The organism is Leptospira noumeaensis (assembly GCF_004770765.1).
In the GTDB taxonomy this organism is placed as follows: domain Bacteria; phylum Spirochaetota; class Leptospiria; order Leptospirales; family Leptospiraceae; genus Leptospira_A; species Leptospira_A noumeaensis.
The window spans coordinates 37,843-58,106 of the sequence record NZ_RQFK01000033.1 but is presented as its reverse complement, the minus strand read 5'-3'; the positions used below and the strand labels follow the sequence as shown (position 1 = coordinate 58,106).

Genomic DNA, 20,264 nt, shown 5'->3' with positions numbered 1-20,264 from the left:
AATTAGTCGATACTAAAATTGGTATGATAGAAATTTCCGCAGAAATACCGTTCCTACGAACGTCCAAACTAGTCTTTCTTCTCTGGGACGAATCCTTGGAGAGTTTAGAGACTTGGGATTGGAACGAGGGACTCTCTATATTTTTTCAAACGAGGCGTGCCGGGGAACTCGAGTTTCGATTTGGGCCACCACTCTGGGGAATTCCTACCGATACTAACCGTATCGAATTTCCATTTGTCTCCATTCATAATATATCCACTAATAAATACTTGGCTTCCGAATTAGCAAAGTTAGGGGAAGATAAAACCATCTATGTTTTAATCCCAAGAAGTCTTGAATTAGAAGCTCGTTCTGTTTTTGCCCGTTTGGAATACCTTTGGGATGATAAAATTTCACCAGATCGAATCACACATAAATTTGGTCTTACAGGCAAAACAAGTTCTGTTCCCGAAGTCGTTCATTCTAATGGAAATGGAATCAAAAAAAATTCAGTAAGTTTACCTCCCTTAGAAATTTTGGGGGCATTAGGTCGGAAGAAAGAAAGTGTTTTAGTTGCTTCTGGCAGTATTGGTTCAAATTTCATCGAAGAAAATGAAACTTTAGAAGATGAAAAAAGTGAAGAACCCGATTCGGAAGATGATTCACCTAACCATCCTTATGATTTGATCGAATCTTCATTTTCGGAAGCAGAAACCAATGGAAAAGAAAATTCTAAATCAGACAAAGTTTCCGAATCAAAACCAGCCGAAATAGTGGCTTCACCGAAATCGGATGAAGTTGTATCTGGATCTGAAGATCCGAGTTTAGATGGATCGTCTCATACAAAGTTTTCCCTCCAACTAAAAATGATGGGAGTGATTAGTTTTCTATTTGCTTTATCTGTTGGGGTCATTATCTTTTTTGCTTCTTTTTATTTTAAAAGATCCATCGAACTACAGTTACGTGCTAATAATATCCGAATTGCTGAAATCATTGGTTCAAAAGTAAAATCCGATATATTGGGAGTTGTGGAAAAGGGTAGACAAATTGCCATTACTCTCACTACCCAAGGTCTACCCGAAGCAGAAAGAAAACTTCTGATCAAAACTTTTTTTCAAAACGATCAAGAATTTATCTATTTAGGTATTTTTGAACGCAAAGAAAACACACTCATCATGAAACGTGAAGTTTTTAATGAGGAAGAACTTAAAAAAAGTTCCGTTACCGAAGAAGACTTTCATAATGTTGTTAACCGTAACCGCGATGCTCTTGCCGAAGCCTTCAATGGCCAAGCTGTTCTTTTAAATTCAAGCCCTGGATTCCAAGAACCATCTTTTGCGATTGCCATTCCCACATCGGAAAATGGGGAACTAGACAACGCACTTGTAATGATTGTTAAGTTAAATAAAATCATTGGTGCTTTTTCGAAAAAAGGAATCGAAACAACTTTTATGGTGAACGGGAATGGAATCGCTTTAGCTCACCCAAAAGAAGATCTAATTTTAGCCGCAACTGACCTAGCTTCTATGCCCATTGTAAAGTCGATGTTAACAAATGCATCTAATACGGGTCAGATGAGTTATTTGGATGAAGAGCTAGGTGGTTCTTATCTTGGATCCTTTCAAAAAATTGGATTTGCTGATGCTGGAGTCATAACCATCGTTTCTGAAGAAAAGGCTTTTGCCGATGTTTATAAAAGCCAAAAAACAAATCTTTATATTGCCGGGATTGGACTATGTTCGGCACTGATTTTTGTATTTTTCTTTTCCAAAACAATTACCAAACCTGTGTTACAACTTTTAACTGCTACTTTAGAAATTGCTAAAGGGAATTTTAAAATTGGGATCAAACCTACCACACAAGACGAAGTTGGACTTCTCACCAAATATTTCATCGATATGGGACAAGGTTTGGAAGAAAGAGAAAAGGTAAAAAATATCCTCGGAAGTATGATTGATCCTGTTGTGGTTCAAGAAGCCATGGTGGATCTAGCAGCTTTAAAAAGAGGTTCAGAAACTCATATCACCGCCTTTTTTTCTGATGTGGCAAGTTTTTCCACAATATCTGAACAATTAAAATCTGCTGATTTAGCAGCACTTTTGAATGAATATCTTTCTGCTATGACCCTATTACTCAAAAAACACGAAGGTGTTTTGGATAAATACATTGGGGATGCGATTGTTGGAATTTTTAACGCACCTGTTCCCGTTGTGGATCATGAACTAAAAGCAGCGCGTGCCAGTGTGGATATGGTGATGAAACTTGCGGAGTTACGAGAGTATTGGACAAACAATAATCTTTATTCGAAAGAAGCGCAAGTAATGGATGCAAGGATTGGCCTTAATTCAGGACCAGCTAAGGTTGGTTTTATGGGAACTGACGCACTCGCATCATATACAATGATGGGGGATACAGTAAACCTTGCTGCCAGATTGGAAGCCGCCGGTAAAGATTATGGGGTAAACATCCTCATTACTGACCCAATCCGTGATTCCATCCAAGGGGAAATGGTCACTCGGTATTTGGATTTAGTTCGCGTGAAAGGAAAAAACGAACCAGTTAAAATTCACGAACTCATTGCTTATCGTTCCCTCATCACTCCGAGTCAATTAGAAGCAGCTGAAATTTATGAATCCGGATTTAAAGCTTACTTAAATCGAGATTGGGCAAAAGCCATCCAATTATTTTCAAGTTCAGAAAAGGCAAAAGGACAAAAAGACAAGTCGAGCCGAATGCTCATCGAACGTTGTGAAGAGTACCAAACAAACCCACCAGATCCAAGTTGGGACGGTGTGTTCACTAGGACACATAAATAAACGATATGAGATGGTTAAACGATACAAGATTTGTAGTTTCTTTACTGATCCTTCTTATTTTTGTATTCTCATATCTTCTTTATCGAAATCTAAACAATCGTTTTAATGATTCCACAAGCCCAACCATTGGGGTCATTACTTTCAAAAATAAAACTGTACTTCGTAAATACAATGATGCAGTCGTTTGGGATTTAATTGAATCCAAAACAGAAGTAAAAAATAGAGATACAATTCGTACAGAAGGTTTATCGGACGCCGTACTCACGTTAAATGACGGTACAAAAATTAACATATCAGAGAATTCTATGATTCTTTTGGATATTTCTGATAAAAACATCAATATTAATTTTGCCTATGGATCTTTTGAAGCGGCTCGCGAAGGAACGATTTCTGGCGATATGAAGATGAACATCACTGCTGGTGACAAAACAGTCGAAGTGGCAAAAGGTGATGTGAAACTTGATAAAACTAAGTCGGAACTCAATATCAAGGTAGACCAAGGGGAAGCAAAACTCACTTCGAATGGAAAGGAAGAAACCATTGCCAAAGACCAGATTGCGAACGTAACTGAATCGGGAGTCAGAGTTGGGAAACCAGTGTATCGATTGGTTTTACCTGAGGATAGAAAAAATATACTTTCCGAATCTGGATCTGAAAAAATTCAATTTTCCGTCTCTGGTTGGAAACCCGATTCAGCAAAACAAACAAGTCCCACAATTGAAATATCCCTGTTTCCAGATTTTTCAAAATCACTAATTAAAGAAAAATTAACAACTGCTACTATTTCTAAAAAATTAAATTCTGGTTCTTATTATTGGCGCCTTTCTTATGAAGATCCAAACAACAAATCCAAACTCACTACAGAAGTCTTTCAGTTTAGGATTTTGAATGATCCGGGGCTTCGATTTTTTAGTCCAAAACCAAATGAAGTTTTTTCTTTCACAAGAGAAAATCCTGTAGTTCGATTTGTATGGAATCCTTTGGATCTTTACTCTTCTTATACCATACAAATAGCAAAAGATAACGATTTTACAGAAGGTTTAGTTTCGAAACAAACTCAAAACCAATCGTTGGCTTTTGATTCCCTAAAAGAAGGAAGTTATTTTGCAAGGATCCAAGCAAAATCAAATCTCCCGGGAATCGCCGAAAAATCTTCATCGATTCTTAGTTTTCAGGTTTTGAAAAAAACAGATACCTCACCGCCGGAATTATTGGAACCAACGAGTGGCAAAACGTTTGCAGAAGAACAAATCAAATCGCAGCTTTTCTTTTCTTGGAAAGATGATAAAGACTTTAACGGATATGAATGGGAGCTAAGTTCTGATTCAAATTTTAGATCCAAATTAAAATCAGAAAATACAAAAAATAATTTTTTAAAACTCACTGGTGGACTCGGTTTAGGCACTTACTTTTGGAGAGTAAAAGGTTTGATTGGTAATGGAAATTCCCTTGATTCAAAATCAGGTTCCTTTACCGTCATTGCCAAAGAAGAGATGGAATTAGTGGCACCAGCAAACGGAGCCGAGGTGGAAGTGGATGAACGGTCAACTGCCATCCTAAAGTGGAAAAAACTAACAGGTAAAACTAATTATGAATTGGAGATCGCAAGAGAAGCCGATTTCCAACCACTTTTGATAAAAGAAAACGTAACTGGAAATTATTTTGAATTTAAATCTAAGGATTTAGGCCGTTTCTATTGGCGAGTTCGACCTACCGGTTCGGAATCAGATACAAGTGCCTCCCGCAATTTCCAATTGATTTCCAATATGGAACCACCAAGTCTTACTTCGCCGACTAGAAATGAAACTATCGATTTGTTTACTAGAAACTCCATTCTTTTCACTTGGAAATCTGTGGATAAGGTTTCAGGATATAGGATTCGTTTGATTGATATCTCCGGAATTCGAGAGAAACAGATTTTAAATGACCGTGTCAGTGCCACCAAACTACAGTTTAGTGATATCCAGAAACTCAACGTGGGTAGGTTCCGTTGGGAAGTGGCAGCTTTATACAAACAATCAGATGGGTCGGAAAAAGAATCAGCCTACAACAAACAGGATTTTTTCATTTCTGTTCCGGAACTAAAGGTTCCGAAAATCCTCACTCCAGGAAAGATTTATGTGGAATAAATATCTCTCCAATGTAATGATTTTCTTCTTCATTATTTCTCCTGTATTCGGAGAAAATACAGGAGAGGAAGTAACCCAACACCAACTACGTTGGATGGATGTGGATGGAGCTACTGGTTATGTTTTAGAAATTAAAAATTCGAGTGGTTATCTTGTTCTTTCAGAAAGAGTCAGTGGCACTAGTTATGATTTAGTCAATTATACTTCTGGAATCTATGAACATCGAGTGGCAGTTGTGAATAAACTCGGTAAAGTAGGAAGTTATTCTGACTGGGTCAAGTTTGAGGTTGTGGTTTCCAAGGTTCCTACATTGACTAAAGATTCCGTATTTTCTGTATCGAAAGAAGAAAAGGAAAAAGTTTTTTTACTTGAGGGAAAAGATTTTATCCACCCCATGAAGGTGTATATGGTGACCGGTGGGAAAAGAATCCCAGCTAAAAAAGTGACCATAGAATCTGATTCCATAGCGAAAGCCACATTCGCCGTGGATGCTGATACAGATACAGGGATTTATGATTTAGTTTTAGAGAATCCAAGGAATAAAGTGCTTACCGCAAAACAACGAGTTGTTTTGTCTGATTCTAAAGAAAAGGCTGCGATTTTTGCAGCAAGACAAGAACGAATTGTTAGAAAGGAAATCCCCGAAGACTATTATGAAACTCCATACTATTCGACTCTTTGGCGTTCGACGGTAATGCCAGGTTGGGGTCAAAAATACATAGATGGAAAAAATTGGAAACTGTATGTATATCCCCTTGTAGCCGTGTCTGCGGTTGCTGTTTATGCGAGCTCTTATAGCAAATTTATCGCTGCTCGTTCAGATTACCAATCGGCTGTCCTTCTTGGAGCAGTCCTTGCAGAAAGACAAGATGCGCAAACTCTATGGTTAGTCAATCGATCCAATGCAGAATCTAAGTTCAATGCCGCTAAAACTGAGTTAGGTGTGATCCAGGCGGGAGCTGGGGTTTTAGGAGTGTTTTTACTCTATAACATTGTAGACTCTTATTTTTCGGCCAAACGTAACGTAGCTAATATAGAACCTGGGTTCCCTTTAGGTGAGTCAACAAAACGGATCCAAGCAAATGTAACTTCTGAAGCAGGTTGGAACCAATCCAAATTTGCCTATGAATACGGGTCAAGATACCAAATCGAATTCTCTTCTCGTTTCTGACAAAAAGCTTGTTTAGGGAAGGACTTCCCTCCAAGCTGATTTTATGCCGATTCCCATCCTTCGTTGTGACAAAAACACAAACAAAACCTTCGATCGTTTTCTTGCGGGAGCCAAAGAGGACTTAAGTTCTGCTACAGAAAAAATCCTTCCGATTTTGGAAGCTGTACGAACCAAAGGGGATAAAGCACTCGTTGAACTCACTGAAAAGTTTGACGGCATCAAACTAAGTTCGGTAACTCTCGATCCGCATTCCATCCAAACCAATCTTGATCCAAAAATCAAAGAAGCCTTCCTTCGGGCTAAAGCGAATATCGAAACCTTTCATGAAGCTCAAAAAAGAGAATCCTGGTTCAAGACTATTGATGGAAACCGGTTAGGTGTTAAATACACCGCCATTCCTTCGCTTTCTGTTTATGCACCAGGTGGTAAGGCATTATATCCATCCAGTGTCCTTATGGGAGTGATTCCTGCAAAAATTGCTGGTGTAAAAAATATCCAACTCATCACTCCACCACAAAAAGATGGACTTCCTGAAATTCTCATCTGGCTTTGTCAAATTCTGGGAGTAAACCGAATTGTAACCGTTGGTGGAGCTCAAGGGATTGCTGCTGCTGCTTACGGGACAGAAAGTATACCCAAATCAGAATTCATTGTAGGACCAGGAAACGCCTATGTAGCCGCCGCCAAATCTTATTTAGCTGGTAGTGGACTCATTGGAATTGATAGTCCAGCAGGTCCAAGCGAAGTTTGTATCATAGCCGATTCTAGTGCCAATCCGAAGTGGATTGCTTGTGATATGTTATCACAAGCAGAACATGGAGAAGATTCGTCTGCGATTTTACTAACTACAGACGAGAGTTTTGCCAAACAAGTCAGCGAGGAATTGGAAAAGGCTTTTATAGAACGTCCGAAACGTTTAGAGATGAAACAAAATTCAATCTATAAAAATTCTGCCATTTTGATTTTTGAAAGTTTGGAAGATTGTATTTGGTTTTCGAATGAACTGGCCCCAGAACATTTAGAAATTCAAACAAGGGACAATGAATTAGTTTTTTCCAAAATCGAACATGCGGGTAGTGTTTTTATTGGCCCATATTCTCCCGTGGCTATGGGTGATTATATCAGTGGAACCAACCATATTCTTCCCACTGCACGTGGAAGCCGAATCTATTCTTCGTTAGGTGTGGATACTTTTTTAAAACGAGTTACTTTTCAAGAAGTCACAAAAGAATCATTAGAAACTTTGTATCCTTTTGTTAAGTTAATGTCTGAATTGGAAGGTTTGGATGAAGAACACGGGACTAGTGTTAAAGTTCGAACTGAGGATTCTGTATGATCGTTATATCGGATATCATAGAATTAAAAAATCAAATTACCTCTTGGAAGAGGGATGGTTTGTCCATTGGATTTTGTCCCACTATGGGAAGTTTACATTCTGGTCATTTGGATTTAGTTAAAACTTCCAAAAAACAAACAGACAAAACCATTGTCTCTATCTTTGTCAATCCAACTCAATTTAATGATCCAAAAGATTTTGAAAATTACCCAATTAATACGAACACCGATTTAAAGTTATGCGAAGAGAAGGGCGTGGATCTTGTTTTTTTACCTGATGTAAAAACGATGTACCCTGAAACAAAAACTCCTATATTTTTAAGTATTCCAGAATTACAAAAAAATCTTTGTGGTCGGACAAGGCCTGGGCATTTTGAAGGTGTATTACAAATAGTTTCTAAACTTTTTCATTTAACGGAACCAACAAAGGCTTTCTTTGGACTCAAAGACTACCAACAATTCCGAGTCATTTCTGCTATGGTGGAAAATTTAAATTTCCCCATTGAAATTGTGGGAGTCCCTACAAAACGCGAAAGTGACGGCCTTGCGATGAGTTCCAGAAATGTAAGACTGTCTGAAAAAAACAGGGAAACTGCTAGCCTCATTCCTCGTATGTTTGCGCTCGCAAAAAAAACAATTTTGGGTGGTGAAAGAGATATCAATCTACTGAAGGAAATACTTCGAGATTTTTTACTCACAGGGGCTTCTCTTCGCATTGATTACTTGGAAGTAGTTGATCCAATCGACCTTCAATCCAAAGAAAAATTAACTGGTGAGATTCTACTCGCCTTGGCTGTATTTGTTGGTGAGGTGCGCCTCATTGACAACCAAATCATAACCATTCCTAATTAATCATCCATGACAAAAGAAATCGAAGATCGTAAATTCAATACTAAACAGGTAATCTCTGATTCCAAAACTTCTTTAGTAAATTTAAGCGGAATTCCGGAATCGGCTCATTCCTTTGTTGTTGGATCTTTATATGATTCACTCAAAACAGATTCTACCTTTTTAATTGTACTTCCGACAAACCAGGATGCGGAAAGTTTTTCCCGGGAACTTCTTAGTTTTTTACCACAGGATGAGATTTTTTATTTTCCCGGACCGGAAAACATTCCTTACGAATATACAAAATGGCAGGTTGAATGGAAAAGAGACCGGATCCTTACCATCAACCGAATCCTTTCTGGAAATCGTTCTCTTGTGGTTACCTCTGTATCGGCGTTATTGCGTAAACTCCCTGTTAGTGGCAGTTTAAAAGGAAAATCCATTTCTTTAAAATTAGGAAAGGATTTTCCTTTAGAAAAATTATTATCGGAACTTGTCCATTTAGGATACCACAGAGAAGAAGTTTGTGAACAATTTGGACACTTCAGTTTAAAAGGTGGAATTTTAGATATTTACACTCCTTATTTGGCAAACCCGGTACGGATTGATTTTTTTGGAGATACTGTCGATGAAATCAGAACCTTCGATCCCAATACTCAAAAATCGATAACAAAAATTGATGAGATCATCATTACCGCCGCGAATGAAACAATTGTAAGTCGAGAAGAAAAACTAAAATACAAAGAAGAGTTAGAAAAACACAAAGACAAACGACTTCCGATTGATTCAGAGTTAGAGATTATCGAAGAACATTTGCCTTTGGTTCGTGAACACGAAGGTTTTCTTAATTTTTTTAATAGAAAACCTGTTGTTATTTATCCTAGGTTTTTTGACACCAAGGAACGTTCTTATGGAATGGAGAGAGAATACAACACTCTCTATGAGAAAAAGAAGGAAGAATCTCTTTGTTTGAAACCAGAGGATTTACTTTCTTTTGGAGAAGAGTGGAGCACTCTTACTTCTGACGATACACCAGGAATTCGTTTTTCTCTTTTGCCAGATAATCAAAGAAATTATTCTTATGAACCAATCACGGAAGTGAAAGGATTTCGGGGCAAAATCCGTGAGGCAAAGGAATACTTTTTAGAGTTACTCGCAGAAGATCCAAAAAACAAAATCCTAATCACTTCCTCCTTTTCTGCCCAGATGATGCGTCTGAAAGGTTTATTTACCGAAGATGAAGTGGAAACAGTACATTCCGATTCAGAAGAACCACTTCCCATTCCCTTCGATACAATGAATCCAGGGGTTCATTTAGTAATTTCTGACCTCAAACGTGGGTTTCACGTTTTAGAAGACAACCTTTATATTTTTACGGACAATGATTTATTTGGTCGTCAGTACAAAAGAAAAACTCGTTATAAAAAACAAGCCTCTCAAATGATCGAATCTTTCATTGATTTGAAAGAAGGTGATTATGTAGTCCATGTGAATCATGGTGTGGGTCGATTTGTTAAAATTGAAAGAACTAAGGCTGATGGAAAGGAAAGGGATTTTCTAAAATTAGAATATGCTGGTGGAGATAGTTTATTTGTTCCCTTGGATCAAATTTCTCTCGTTCAAAAATACATTGGGGGTACTGATTCTCCCAAACTCGACACTCTAGGAAAAAATTCCTGGAAAAAGGCAAAAGATCGGGTTCAAGAATCTGTTGATAAGTTAGCCGAAGAACTAGTGTTACTCTATTCTAACCGTATGAAGTTGAATGGTTTTGCATTTCCGCCTGATACCATTTGGCAAGAAGAGTTTGAAGCGGCCTTTGAGTTTGAAGAAACTCCTGACCAAATTACAGCCATCGAGTCTGTGAAACAAGATTTAGAATCGGTTCGACCCATGGATCGTTTGGTTTGTGGTGACGTAGGATATGGGAAAACAGAAGTAGCCATTCGTGCAGCTTTTAAGGTGATTATGGCAGGGAAACAAGTAATGCTTCTTACGCCCACGACCATCCTTTCCTTACAACATTTTAATACATTCAAACAAAGGTATGAAAACTATCCGGTAAAAATTGCCTTTGTTTCCAGGTTTCGTTCGGCTGCTGAGATTCGGGAAGATCTAAAGAATTTTTCCGAAGGCAAAATTGATATGCTTATCGGAACTCATGCTATTCTATCATCTAAGGTGAAACCAAAAAATTTAGGTCTTCTTGTCATTGACGAAGAACAAAAGTTTGGTGTTACACATAAAGAGGCCATAAAGAAGTTTAAAAACCTTGTCGATGTTTTAACTCTAACAGCAACTCCTATTCCAAGAACTTTACATATGGCACTTACTGGAATCAGAGAACTTTCAATCATTTCCACTCCACCAAAAAACAGACAAAGTGTAGAAACTTATGTTTTAGAAGAAGATGATACTTTGATCCAAGAGGCCATCCGAAAGGAAATGGAACGAGGAGGACAAATTTTTTATCTTTACAACCGTGTGGAATCAATTGAAGAAGAGGCCGCTTATGTTCGTTCGTTGGTTCCTGAAATTTCGGTAGGGATTCTACATGGACAATTAACAGAAGATGAAATTGAGGAAACCCTTGTTGATTTTTACGAACGTAAATACGATATTTTAGTGACTACCACAATCATTGAATCAGGCATTGATATGCCTAATGTCAATACCCTAATTGTCAAACGAGCCGATATGTTTGGACTTTCGCAACTCTATCAAATCAGAGGTCGTGTTGGTCGATCTGATAGAAAGGCATATGCTTATATGTTTTATCCTTCTAAAAAACTGATGACGGAACTTGCAGAAAAAAGATTAAACACCATTTTCGAATATCAGGAGTTAGGTTCTGGGTTTAAAGTGGCCATGCGCGATTTAGAAATTCGTGGAGCCGGGAATCTACTAGGAAAAGAACAATCAGGCGATATCATGGAAGTCGGTTTTGACCTCTATGTAAAAATGTTAGAAGAAGCTATTTCTCGGATCAAAGGAGAAGATGTGCGAGTGGAAGTTCGCACAGCTGTTAATTTAAAAACAAACTTTTATCTTCCTGATGATTATATCCCTGACACAAAACAAAAAATCGAATTTTACAAACGGTTTGAGGGTTCTGCTAATTTGGACGAAATCGAGGAACTTTCTCTGGAAATGGAAGACCGGTTTGGAGAACTCCCGCAAATCGCCAAAACCTTTGTAGAATTAGAGAAAATCCGAACTCTGGCATCCAACTTAGGATTCGAATTTGTGACCGAAAAACCCGAGGAAATCTTATTCAAATGTGGAACCTATTTTCGGGGAAATCCAGACCGTGTGATCCAAGCTATGGCTAAATTCAAAGGGCTTGTTATCTCCCCGCAAGAGCCATCTGTATTGCGTTATACGATTCCGGAAAGGGAGGATTTGCAAAAAATCAAAAAACTGCTTTCCCTATTGGAATTTTTGGCCGCTTAATTTTTAAGCAGGGGAATCAAACTGGTTCCGTCAAAAAAGGATAGACATTGCGGGAATTGGCGAAACCATCATCACAAATCCTTTCAGGCACTAAAATAATATGACTAAAATCCTTCCTTTGTTTGTTTTTTTGGCATCACTTTTCCTCGTTCAGTGTTCGGACTCCTCTCCGGTCATCGAAACGTTGGATAACCATAAAATTACCGTAAAAGACTTTGAAGCGGCTTATGATACAGCTCTTGATTCTATCAGCCGATTGCAAAATATCGAAAAAAAGACCCTCTTGGAATTCATTGAAAAAGACATCGCAGAAGTTCCTCAAAACTTCCAAGATTTGAATTACCAACTCCAAAAGAAAAATTTTTACCAAACTTACAGGCAAATGATCATGACTCGCCTTGTGGCTGAGAAAAATGGTTATATTTCTCGTCCAGACGTTGCGGAAGTGATCAAACAAGTTGAGATGCAAACCATTGCTCAAATGTATGTTTCCGAACAAGTTGAGAAAAAAATCCAAATCACTGACGAGCAAGCAAAAGCAGAATGCGAAAGACTTCGCGGTTTGGATCGTAATATTGCAAACCTAACAATTGATAAATGTCTTACTTTTGCTAAGGCACAAATTAAACAATTACAAACTAGAGAACAACTTCCTTTAGTAGTAGAAAGAATCAAAGAAGAAGTAACCATCAAACGTAATGACAAATTTGATTTAGACGCATACCTTGCTCCTAAGAAAAAAGTGGAAGAACCAGCTGACGAGAAAAAATAAGTCGGAATGGACAATACTTTAAATGCGTTTCTCCGTGGCATCATCGAAGCTGCCACGGAATTCCTTCCCGTTTCTTCTACGGGACACCTTTTCCTCTTCAGTTACTTTTTCCCCTTTCAAAATCTAACAGTCGACCATGAAGCCTTTGAAGATTTATTCGATATCTTCATCCAAACTGGAGCCATCCTTTCTGTTGTTGTTTTGTATTTCCAACTACTTTGGAAAGAAACAAAGGGAGCCATTCTTTTTCTAACAAATCAATCAACTGATAAAACGGGATTTGAATTCTATCGTAATTTACTGGTAGGTATCCTTCCCATTTTGATTTTAGGTTTTGTTTTTAAAAGTAGTTTGGATCAAATCAAAATGAGATCTGATTTACTTTTGATTTTAGGTCTTTCTTGGTTAGTGGGTGGACTCGTTATGGTTTTTGTCGAATGGAAACATTACGATGAAGGTGAGGGAAAAAAAATTGGGATTAAAGAATCAATTTTCGTGGGGATTTTTCAATGTTTTGCCCTCATTCCTGGTGTATCCAGATCAGCGGCAACCATCATCACAGCACGGACTTTGGGAGTATCTAAAAAAGACTCAGCAGAGTTTTCGTTTTTTCTAGCGATTCCCGTCTTGACATTGGCTGGGATTTACAAACTCTATAAACACCGCACCATCTTAAATTCAGAAACTATCGGCCTTCTTTTGTTTGGAAGTATTGTTTCTTTTGTGATTTGTTATTTTATCATTCGACTCTTTATGGCTTTTATCCGCAGAAGGAGTTTTTTATCTTTTGGAATTTATCGAATTTTCCTTGGTCTTCTTGTGACTTTATATTTCTTTCGTGGTTAAAAAACCTAAGTAAAACTCTTTTTTATCCACATGATTCGTTTGATCAAGCAGATGCATAAATAACGTTGTGTTCTGCTTGTGGAATTTGTTTCGCAAAAATAACCTTTCAGACCATATCACAGAATCGGTATACTGTCCATTTTTGTATAATGCTCTTGCTGTCATAAAAAGATAATCTTCGCGGACAGGATTTTTCTTCGATGCTAACTTTAGATTTTCTATGGCATCCATCCAATTTTTTAATTGGTAATGAAGTTTTCCTGCCAAAGCATAGAAAGTTGGATGGGAATAGTTTTGCATCAAAGAAACCAATCGTTCTAAGGCTTCCTGATAAGCTCCTTGTTTGGTTGTCTGTTTGATTTCTAAATATTCTTTCCTTATCGTATCAGGTAGTGACATTCTTGGATATTCTGGAGAGAATTCTATTTTTAAAAAAGAAAGGTCGTCTGTAATCTCCCCGCTATTTTTTATTTCCTGAACTAGACCGGGAAGGATTGCTTCTGATCGTTCGACTAATCGTAAGATTAAGGTTTCGTCTTCATTGATGGAACGAAACTCTTCTTCTTCCTGACCAAGTCCCAAATCATCTCTCCCATCAGACCCAATGAGTAAAACATCTCCAGCTAACAAAGAAAAAGTTTTGATTTGGAAGTAATGATCGTTTTTAGGAAAACCAAGTTTTCTCATGGAAAGTTCGGTTTCAATAAAAGAGGCAACTCCATCTCGGTAAAGGATACTCCAAGGATGTTCAGCATTGATATAATAAACAAAACCATCTTTTCCTACCATACCCAGAACAACGCTCGATAACATGGAACCATCAAAACTAACAAAAACCGATTGTAGTTCTACATATAAATCTTTTAACCAAAGCTCGGGAGGCCTAGACTTTGTATAACTAGATTTTGCCCTTGAAAGAACAGCTTGAAACACAACTCCAAATACCAAGGCACCACCTGCACCTTGGATGGATTTTCCCATGGCATCTCCATTGGCAAAAACAGTATAATCACCATATTCCAATTGGACAGTACCAACAACGCAGATATCTCCTCCAATTTCGCCATCCTTTCCACGGAACTGGAATTTTTTCTTTTGGTTCACATAGGTTTCAATTTTGATTTCAGGAATGCGATTGTCGATTCTGGCTAGGGGATGGATGAGAAGTGATGTTAAAAAATAATCTCCATCTTGTTTTTCTTTTAGAATTTGTAGTTGATTGAGTGATTCGTTTAATGCATCAGTCCTTTCTTCTACCTTCTTCTCTAAGTTTTTATTTAAGTCTTCCACTTGTTCATTTAGTTTTACAAATGAGTTTGCTAATATGATGGCAAGCGAGATATTAAATACAAGAAAGGTATACCCCATAATTCTTGGGAACACCCAGTAGTTACGGTTGGTAGCTAAATCAACAATTGCAGCCATTAGAACAATGGTGATGCCTATGGTAATGTAAAAAGCTCTCCTTTCTTTCTTTCGTAAGTGTTTGATTAAAATTGCAAAAATTAATATTACATAAATCAACCAAGTAGGTTGTACAAAATTGGAAAGTAAAAAACTGAAACTTTCTATGTTCTCGGTGAATGCAAAATATAAAAAAAATCCGAGTTGTAATCCATCTAGAATTTTTCCAAAAATACTGTATCTTTCATCAAACAAAGTTCTTAGAAAATGATACATAAAAGGAATCAAAAGTAATATCGTCATGTATTCCAGTTTCTTCATTTCTAAAAATGGAAACCCAAACTCATATTTTAGTTGGTTTCTTAGAAAATTATAAACTACGAATGAAAAAGAAAATAATGCAAAAAATAGGTTTTCTCTGTCCTTTCTTCTACGAATGAACAAAAAGAGAAAATAACCTCCCACAGTGGAATAAATTGTTAAAAACAGTAGTTTTATAAATTCATCTTTATAAAACCTAGAAGTAATTTTATCTGTGGGCCCAAGGAGAGTTTCATCTTGTTCAATACCACCTGAGTTTCCGAAATAGGGTTGGATTTTTACTATGAGTAGATTTTTTTTGTCATGTTGGATGAAGTTTGATGGAACATTATAAATTCTTAATTTGTCGTAGGCCTGCGGATCTGTTGCATTCCATAATCCGGTTTGACCAATCAAATGACCATTCAGGTAAGTTATATCCCGATCATTGATGATACCGAGTCTAAGTGAATATTGTGTGGACTGGTCGTTTGGAAATTGAATCCACTTTGCTAATGTTACAATTTTTTTAGAGGAATAATCTTCCTTTTTGGCATATAAACTTCCAGGGATAAAAACCCGTGTCCATTGAAACTTAGAGAAGTTAGATTCTGAAATGGATTTGATTTCTACTTCATTCAAATCTTCTTCCAACATAAACCAAAGGGTTTCTGGATCGTTTCCCTTTGAATCGAGGGAAACCACTTCCATTACTTTTGTAGTAGAATTTGTGATTGTTTGCGAATGGAGTAGGGAAAAAGAAAAGACAAGAAAAATGAGGATCGGTTTTATCATATATAAACGGACGTTGATCTTCCTAACTCTGTAATGTTTCCAAATGGATTCAAAATGGTCATTCGATTAAAAAAGAATAAAGAAAAAGCATTATTAAATTTTCATCCTTGGATTTTCTCTGGAGCTATTGCTTCAGAAGGAGCGGGCATAAATCCAGGCTCCATCGTAAAAGTTGAATCCTCAGAACAGAAATTTTTAGGTTGGGGACATTATGATCCGAAAAGCCAAATTCGAGTTCGTGTGTTCTCTTTTGTTTTAGAAGAAGATGGAAGTGAGGAATCCTTTTGGGTGAATCGATGGAATTCTATCTTTGAATCAAAAATGAAACTACTTCCAAAAGACACAACAGGATTTCGGCTCTTCCATTCAGAGGGAGATCATGTTCCTGGAATCGTAGTTGATTGTTATGATAAAACGGCTGTTATGCAACTCAAAACTCCCGGAGCTTTGGGTTTAAAGAATTTTCTAGTTTCTTTTTTGGATAACAAAGGTTTTGAAACCATTTTTGAAAAGAGTGAGAAATCAGAAGGGAAACCCGACGTTAATTCTATATTTCATAAGGGAAATAATGACGAGCCAGTTTTTTCTGAATATGGAATCAAATTTTTCGCAGATATCACCAAAGGACAAAAAACAGGTTTTTTTCTAGACCAAAGAGAAAATCGAGCACTTCTTTCTCGTTATGCGAAAGATAAATCCATCTTAAATACATTCTCGTATTCGGGTGCCTTTTCTATTTATGCATTGCTCGCGGATGCTAAGTCTGTCCATAGTTTGGACATTTCAAAACAAGCAATCGAACTCTGTGAGAAAAATTTAAAACTGAATGGCCTGACTTCTGAAGGTGAAAATTCCAGGCATAAGGGCCTTGTTTTGGATAGTTTTGATTATTTAAAAACAATGGAATCTGGACTTTATGATTTGATTGTTTTAGACCCTCCTGCTTTTTCCAAAAGTGCGGCTACCGTCCTTCAGGCAAGCCGTGGTTATAAAGACATCAATATGCGTGCAATGGCGAAGATACAAACCGGTGGTCTCATTTTTACCTTTTCCTGTTCCCAACATATTTCATTTGATTTGTTTAAAAAAATTGTATTCGGTGCGGCAAAGGATGCGAAAAAAAGAGTAAGAATTCTGCACCATCTAACCCAGAGTCCTGACCACGGTTATTCTGTCTTTCATCCCGAAGGAGAATACCTAAAAGGACTTGTGATTCAGGTTGATGGAGATACATGATCTCATACATTGGTGAAATCTTAGAATGAAATTTACATCCCTTGGTTTTCTATTATTTTTTGTAATCGTATATTGTTTACACTGGATCTTCCGTGGCAGACTTCGATTGGGTTTTTTATTTTTGGCTTCCTTGGCGTTTTACGCAGCCTGGTCAATTCCCTTTGCCTTCCATTTTTTAGCGATTGTTGTTTTAAATCATTTTTTTAATAAACAAATTCTAAAGAACAAATCTTCCTACTGGTATCCCATTTCCTTATTTGTTAACTTTGGAAATTTATTTCTATTTAAGTATTTTTATTTTCTATGGGGAACACTTTTTCAAATTACAGGTTCTTTCTTTTTTGCGCCAGAATCCATCCAAACTTTTCTAAATTCACAGTTCGGTGTTGATTCGATTACCTTACCACTAGCGATAAGTTTTTATACCTTTCAAATGGTTGCATACACCATTGATATCAAACGAGGGAATGCAGAAGAAAATCCAAGTTTTTTGAAGTATGCACTTTTTATCTTTTTCTTTCCACAATTAGTAGCAGGTCCGATTGTCCGACATGGGGAATTTTTTTATCAGCTAGAAGTTTGGAATGCAAAAAAGGAACAATTATTTGAAGGTTATTATTTAGTTTTTTTAGGACTCTTTAAAAAAGTAGTCCTTGCTGATAACTTATCTCCAGTCATCGAACCTGTGTTTCAAAATCCGAACCAGTATGATGGAGTGACAAACCTAATCGCAATTTTCGGTTATGCGGCAAGAGTATTTTGTGATTTTAGTGGGTATACCGATTTAGCCAGAGGACTTGGTAAATTACTCGGAATCAACTTACCTGAGAACTTCCATGCACCTTATCTATCCACTTCTGTTCGTGAACTTTGGACAAGATGGCATATGACACTTGCCACTTGGATCAAGGATTATATTTACTTCCCATTAGGGGGATCTCGTGTTTCTGAATACCGAGGTTATTTTAATTTAATCGTAACTTTTACTTTGGCTGGATTTTGGCACGGTGCCAATTTTACCTTTGTCATTTGGGGATTTTTACATGGATTTATGTTGAGTTTAGAAAGAAAAATTGAACTCATTCGTAAACCAGACAAAACCATCCAAATCCCGAGATGGAAAAAAATATCGGGATTTGTTTATACATTTTTATTTTTTGTCGCATCCATTCCGTTTTTTAACGCCCCCTCTGTTCAGAATGCTTTTTCAATGTATGTAAATGTGGTCACTGGTTCTTCTGGCGAAAGGACAAATAAATCCGAACTTGTTCTTTATACATTAATTTTAACATTTTTATTAAATTACTTACAAACCAAACCTAGTTTTCCAAGAGAAAGTTGGTCTACAAAATTTTCTTTTATTTTTCTTTTGGGATTTTCCTTAATCGTAACTATTTTGTTAGGTTATCTTGCGCCAGGAGGAACGGAATTTATTTATTTCCAATTCTAATATGAACCAAAAATTTAAATTTCCTGTAGTTTTATATCCTATCGTTCTTGCTGTATCTCTTTTTCTTTTGGATAAAATCTTCTTTTTGCCAATCATAGTAGAGAACACTTACAGTTGGAAAAAAATTGAACGAAAGTTTTATGAATTAAAAGAAGATCTTTTCGAAGTGATGTTGGAGGAAAGAAAAAAGAATCCTTCAAAGGAAATTGGACTCATTCTTGGAAGTTCAAGGTCTGGAGAATTTGATTCCGAAATGTTGGAATTATTTTTTCCAAACACAAATTCCTTTAATTTTGCAGCTCCCTTTGGTCCACCTAGTTTTCAAGCCTATTGGTTAGAAAGGACATTAAATTCAAAACTTCCGCTCCGTTATGTATTGATTGAGGTAGACCCACTTCTTTTTTCACAAGCAGCCATTGATTATTCACTCAACGGTTCTTATGACAATGAATATGTACTCAGCCAAATTGATTTTTACCGAGTAAGGTCCAAAGATCCTTGGGAAAGTAATGCAAAAGGTTTTTCTACAGATGAGGTCGAGATTTATTTATTAAAAAAGTTATTCGCTCTCTATAAATATCCCTTAGATCCAACAGCTATCAAAGCCAATAACAAAGAAATTGAAGTTGGTTTTTTTCCTGGTATGTCTGTTGGAATCACTGGGAAAGATCACAAACGAAATTACATCGATAAAATCAAACATGTAAACCGAGTGAAGTTTGGAGCCTTACCAAACGAAATCAAATTTGCGAATATGGATGTTTTTTTAGAAAGAGATGCAGAAGCCATGTACAACCAGTATTTAAGAGGACAGGCACTTGCACCGACACAAATCTATTTCTTTAAAAAGATGTTAGAATTACTTAAAGGAACGGGCATTCCTGTGATTGTCTATTTTCCTGCAGTTTCTGATGCACTTCGGAGAAGGATGTCGACAGATGGCCTTTTAGATAAGTTTAACTTAGAAATCAAAAAGGCAGTTTCTATTGCTGCAGAATCTCCCCATTCGAAATTCACAGTCGTAGACCCGAATACGGATCCTCGTTGGGTTTGTAAGGATTTTGTGGACTCTCTCCATTTGAGTGGAGCTTGTTTCCCAAACTTACTACCGATTCTTTTTCCAAAAACGGTTCGTTAGGTTAGGATCTCTTTTCTTTCCGTTTTTCTAATTCTTTCTTTAGAAAGCGGAAACGAAAGACCAAATATCCTACGGCACTCAAAATAAGGAAAATTCCGGATCCCCATCCAGAGGCTGCGTCCATCCATTTTTTCTCCTGATCAGTATTTGTATTCCAAAGAGAATGGATTAAAATTAAGGCTGAATACAAAAGAAGGTTGAGAACCATATAGACCGTGGTTTTTTTTAAAACCCAAAGTGTGTCTCCCATCTCCTCGCGAAAATTAGAGAACTCAACTAAGATTTCTTGGTAGGTTTTGTTATGACCCAATCGGTACACATCATAGGCTTCTTCCATTTCAGGATCTTTTGCCTTTCCATCCAGTAAGACAAATTCAAAATCCATTTGAGAATCGTATTCCTTTCGTTTGATCGGGTCGGATAAGGTGAGATAGGCCCGCGTTAGTTCTAGGATTTTTTCCTTGGCCTCAAAGATTCCGGCGGTGTCCAGCCTCTGCCAAAACTCCAATTCCTTTAGGTAAATGGCTTCGATGGTTGCGTTCGTGGACTCTTTGGTGACCCCTAAAATCCCGTAATAAGTTTCCCGTTTTGTCCAGGCCATATACCCTTTTT

13 protein-coding genes are annotated in these 20,264 nt (G+C 37.1%); 11 read left to right on the top strand and 2 right to left on the bottom strand.

The genetic code is table 11. The annotated features are described in order from the left end of the window. Positions 1-23 precede the first annotated feature (23 nt). From EHQ24_RS17010 to EHQ24_RS16975, 8 genes are all read left to right on the top strand, one after another. Positions 24-2,795 (top strand): adenylate/guanylate cyclase domain-containing protein, encoded by a 2,772-nt coding sequence (locus EHQ24_RS17010; protein WP_135602829.1) that lies wholly within the window; start codon positions 24-26, stop codon positions 2,793-2,795. Between the two features lie 5 nt (positions 2,796-2,800). Beyond that, positions 2,801-4,924 carry a FecR domain-containing protein gene (locus EHQ24_RS17005; protein ID WP_135602828.1) on the top strand — a complete coding sequence of 708 codons (2,124 nt, stop codon included), beginning with the start codon at positions 2,801-2,803 and terminating at the stop codon, positions 4,922-4,924. Continuing rightward, entirely contained in the window at positions 4,914-6,095 is a 1,182-nt protein-coding gene (locus tag EHQ24_RS17000; RefSeq protein ID WP_135602827.1) for an LIC11435 family protein, read from the top strand. The genes EHQ24_RS17005 and EHQ24_RS17000 overlap by 11 nt, the downstream gene beginning before the upstream one ends. A 43-nt stretch (positions 6,096-6,138) precedes the next feature. Next, positions 6,139-7,431, top strand: a complete 1,293-nt coding sequence (hisD, locus tag EHQ24_RS16995; RefSeq protein ID WP_135602826.1) for a histidinol dehydrogenase — start codon at positions 6,139-6,141, stop codon at positions 7,429-7,431. Beyond that, entirely contained in the window at positions 7,428-8,282 is an 855-nt protein-coding gene (panC, locus tag EHQ24_RS16990; protein WP_135602825.1) for a pantoate--beta-alanine ligase, read from the top strand. Before hisD ends, panC begins: the two co-directional genes overlap by 4 nt. A 6-nt stretch (positions 8,283-8,288) precedes the next feature. Next, a complete protein-coding gene (mfd, locus tag EHQ24_RS16985) occupies positions 8,289-11,711 on the top strand; it encodes a transcription-repair coupling factor (RefSeq protein WP_135602824.1) in 3,423 nt (1,140 codons plus the stop codon). A 100-nt stretch (positions 11,712-11,811) separates the two neighbouring features. Next, positions 11,812-12,483, top strand: a complete 672-nt coding sequence (locus EHQ24_RS16980) for a lipoprotein LipL31 (protein ID WP_135602823.1) — start codon at positions 11,812-11,814, stop codon at positions 12,481-12,483. A 6-nt stretch (positions 12,484-12,489) separates the two neighbouring features. Next, complete coding sequence (locus EHQ24_RS16975) at positions 12,490-13,329, top strand: undecaprenyl-diphosphate phosphatase (RefSeq protein WP_135602822.1); 840 nt, start codon at positions 12,490-12,492, stop codon at positions 13,327-13,329. Here EHQ24_RS16975 and EHQ24_RS16970 read toward each other — a convergent pair. Beyond that, positions 13,309-15,828 (bottom strand): SpoIIE family protein phosphatase, encoded by a 2,520-nt coding sequence (locus EHQ24_RS16970; protein WP_135602821.1) that lies wholly within the window; start codon positions 15,826-15,828, stop codon positions 13,309-13,311. The genes EHQ24_RS16975 and EHQ24_RS16970 overlap by 21 nt on opposite strands. Before the next feature lie 54 nt (positions 15,829-15,882). Here EHQ24_RS16970 and EHQ24_RS16965 point away from each other — a divergent pair, with 54 nt between their 5' ends. Genes EHQ24_RS16965 through EHQ24_RS16955 form a run of 3 tightly spaced genes read left to right on the top strand, consistent with a single transcriptional unit; the run spans position 15,883 to position 19,652 of the window. Then, the gene (locus EHQ24_RS16965; protein ID WP_135602820.1) at positions 15,883-17,064 is read left to right on the top strand and encodes a class I SAM-dependent rRNA methyltransferase; all 1,182 of its coding nucleotides are present in this window, start codon (positions 15,883-15,885) and stop codon (positions 17,062-17,064) included. A gap of 25 nt (positions 17,065-17,089) precedes the next feature. Next, positions 17,090-18,514, top strand: coding sequence for an MBOAT family O-acyltransferase (locus EHQ24_RS16960; protein ID WP_135602819.1), 1,425 nt, complete (start codon positions 17,090-17,092; stop codon positions 18,512-18,514). Between the two features lies 1 nt (position 18,515). Beyond that, complete coding sequence (locus tag EHQ24_RS16955) at positions 18,516-19,652, top strand: DUF1574 domain-containing protein (protein ID WP_135602818.1); 1,137 nt, start codon at positions 18,516-18,518, stop codon at positions 19,650-19,652. Between the two features lies 1 nt (position 19,653). Here the strand turns inward: EHQ24_RS16955 and EHQ24_RS16950 are convergent, their stop codons facing one another. Beyond that, positions 19,654-20,253: a J domain-containing protein gene (locus tag EHQ24_RS16950; RefSeq protein WP_135602817.1), complete on the bottom strand. Its 600-nt coding sequence runs from the start codon at positions 20,251-20,253 to the stop codon at positions 19,654-19,656. Positions 20,254-20,264: the final 11 nt, after the last annotated feature.

Coding starts and splice junctions, on each gene's coding strand:
- mfd (WP_135602824.1), top strand. CDS start 8,289: ATGACAAAAGAAATCGAAGATCGTAAATTCAATACTAAACAGGTAATC.
- EHQ24_RS16950 (WP_135602817.1), bottom strand. CDS start 20,253: ATGGCCTGGACAAAACGGGAAACTTATTACGGGATTTTAGGGGTCACC.
- EHQ24_RS16960 (WP_135602819.1), top strand. CDS start 17,090: ATGAAATTTACATCCCTTGGTTTTCTATTATTTTTTGTAATCGTATAT.
- EHQ24_RS16965 (WP_135602820.1), top strand. CDS start 15,883: ATGGTCATTCGATTAAAAAAGAATAAAGAAAAAGCATTATTAAATTTT.
- hisD (WP_135602826.1), top strand. CDS start 6,139: ATGCCGATTCCCATCCTTCGTTGTGACAAAAACACAAACAAAACCTTC.
- EHQ24_RS17000 (WP_135602827.1), top strand. CDS start 4,914: ATGTGGAATAAATATCTCTCCAATGTAATGATTTTCTTCTTCATTATT.
- EHQ24_RS16955 (WP_135602818.1), top strand. CDS start 18,516: ATGAACCAAAAATTTAAATTTCCTGTAGTTTTATATCCTATCGTTCTT.
- panC (WP_135602825.1), top strand. CDS start 7,428: ATGATCGTTATATCGGATATCATAGAATTAAAAAATCAAATTACCTCT.
- EHQ24_RS16970 (WP_135602821.1), bottom strand. CDS start 15,828: ATGATAAAACCGATCCTCATTTTTCTTGTCTTTTCTTTTTCCCTACTC.
- EHQ24_RS16980 (WP_135602823.1), top strand. CDS start 11,812: ATGACTAAAATCCTTCCTTTGTTTGTTTTTTTGGCATCACTTTTCCTC.
- EHQ24_RS17005 (WP_135602828.1), top strand. CDS start 2,801: ATGAGATGGTTAAACGATACAAGATTTGTAGTTTCTTTACTGATCCTT.
- EHQ24_RS17010 (WP_135602829.1), top strand. CDS start 24: ATGATAGAAATTTCCGCAGAAATACCGTTCCTACGAACGTCCAAACTA.
- EHQ24_RS16975 (WP_135602822.1), top strand. CDS start 12,490: ATGGACAATACTTTAAATGCGTTTCTCCGTGGCATCATCGAAGCTGCC.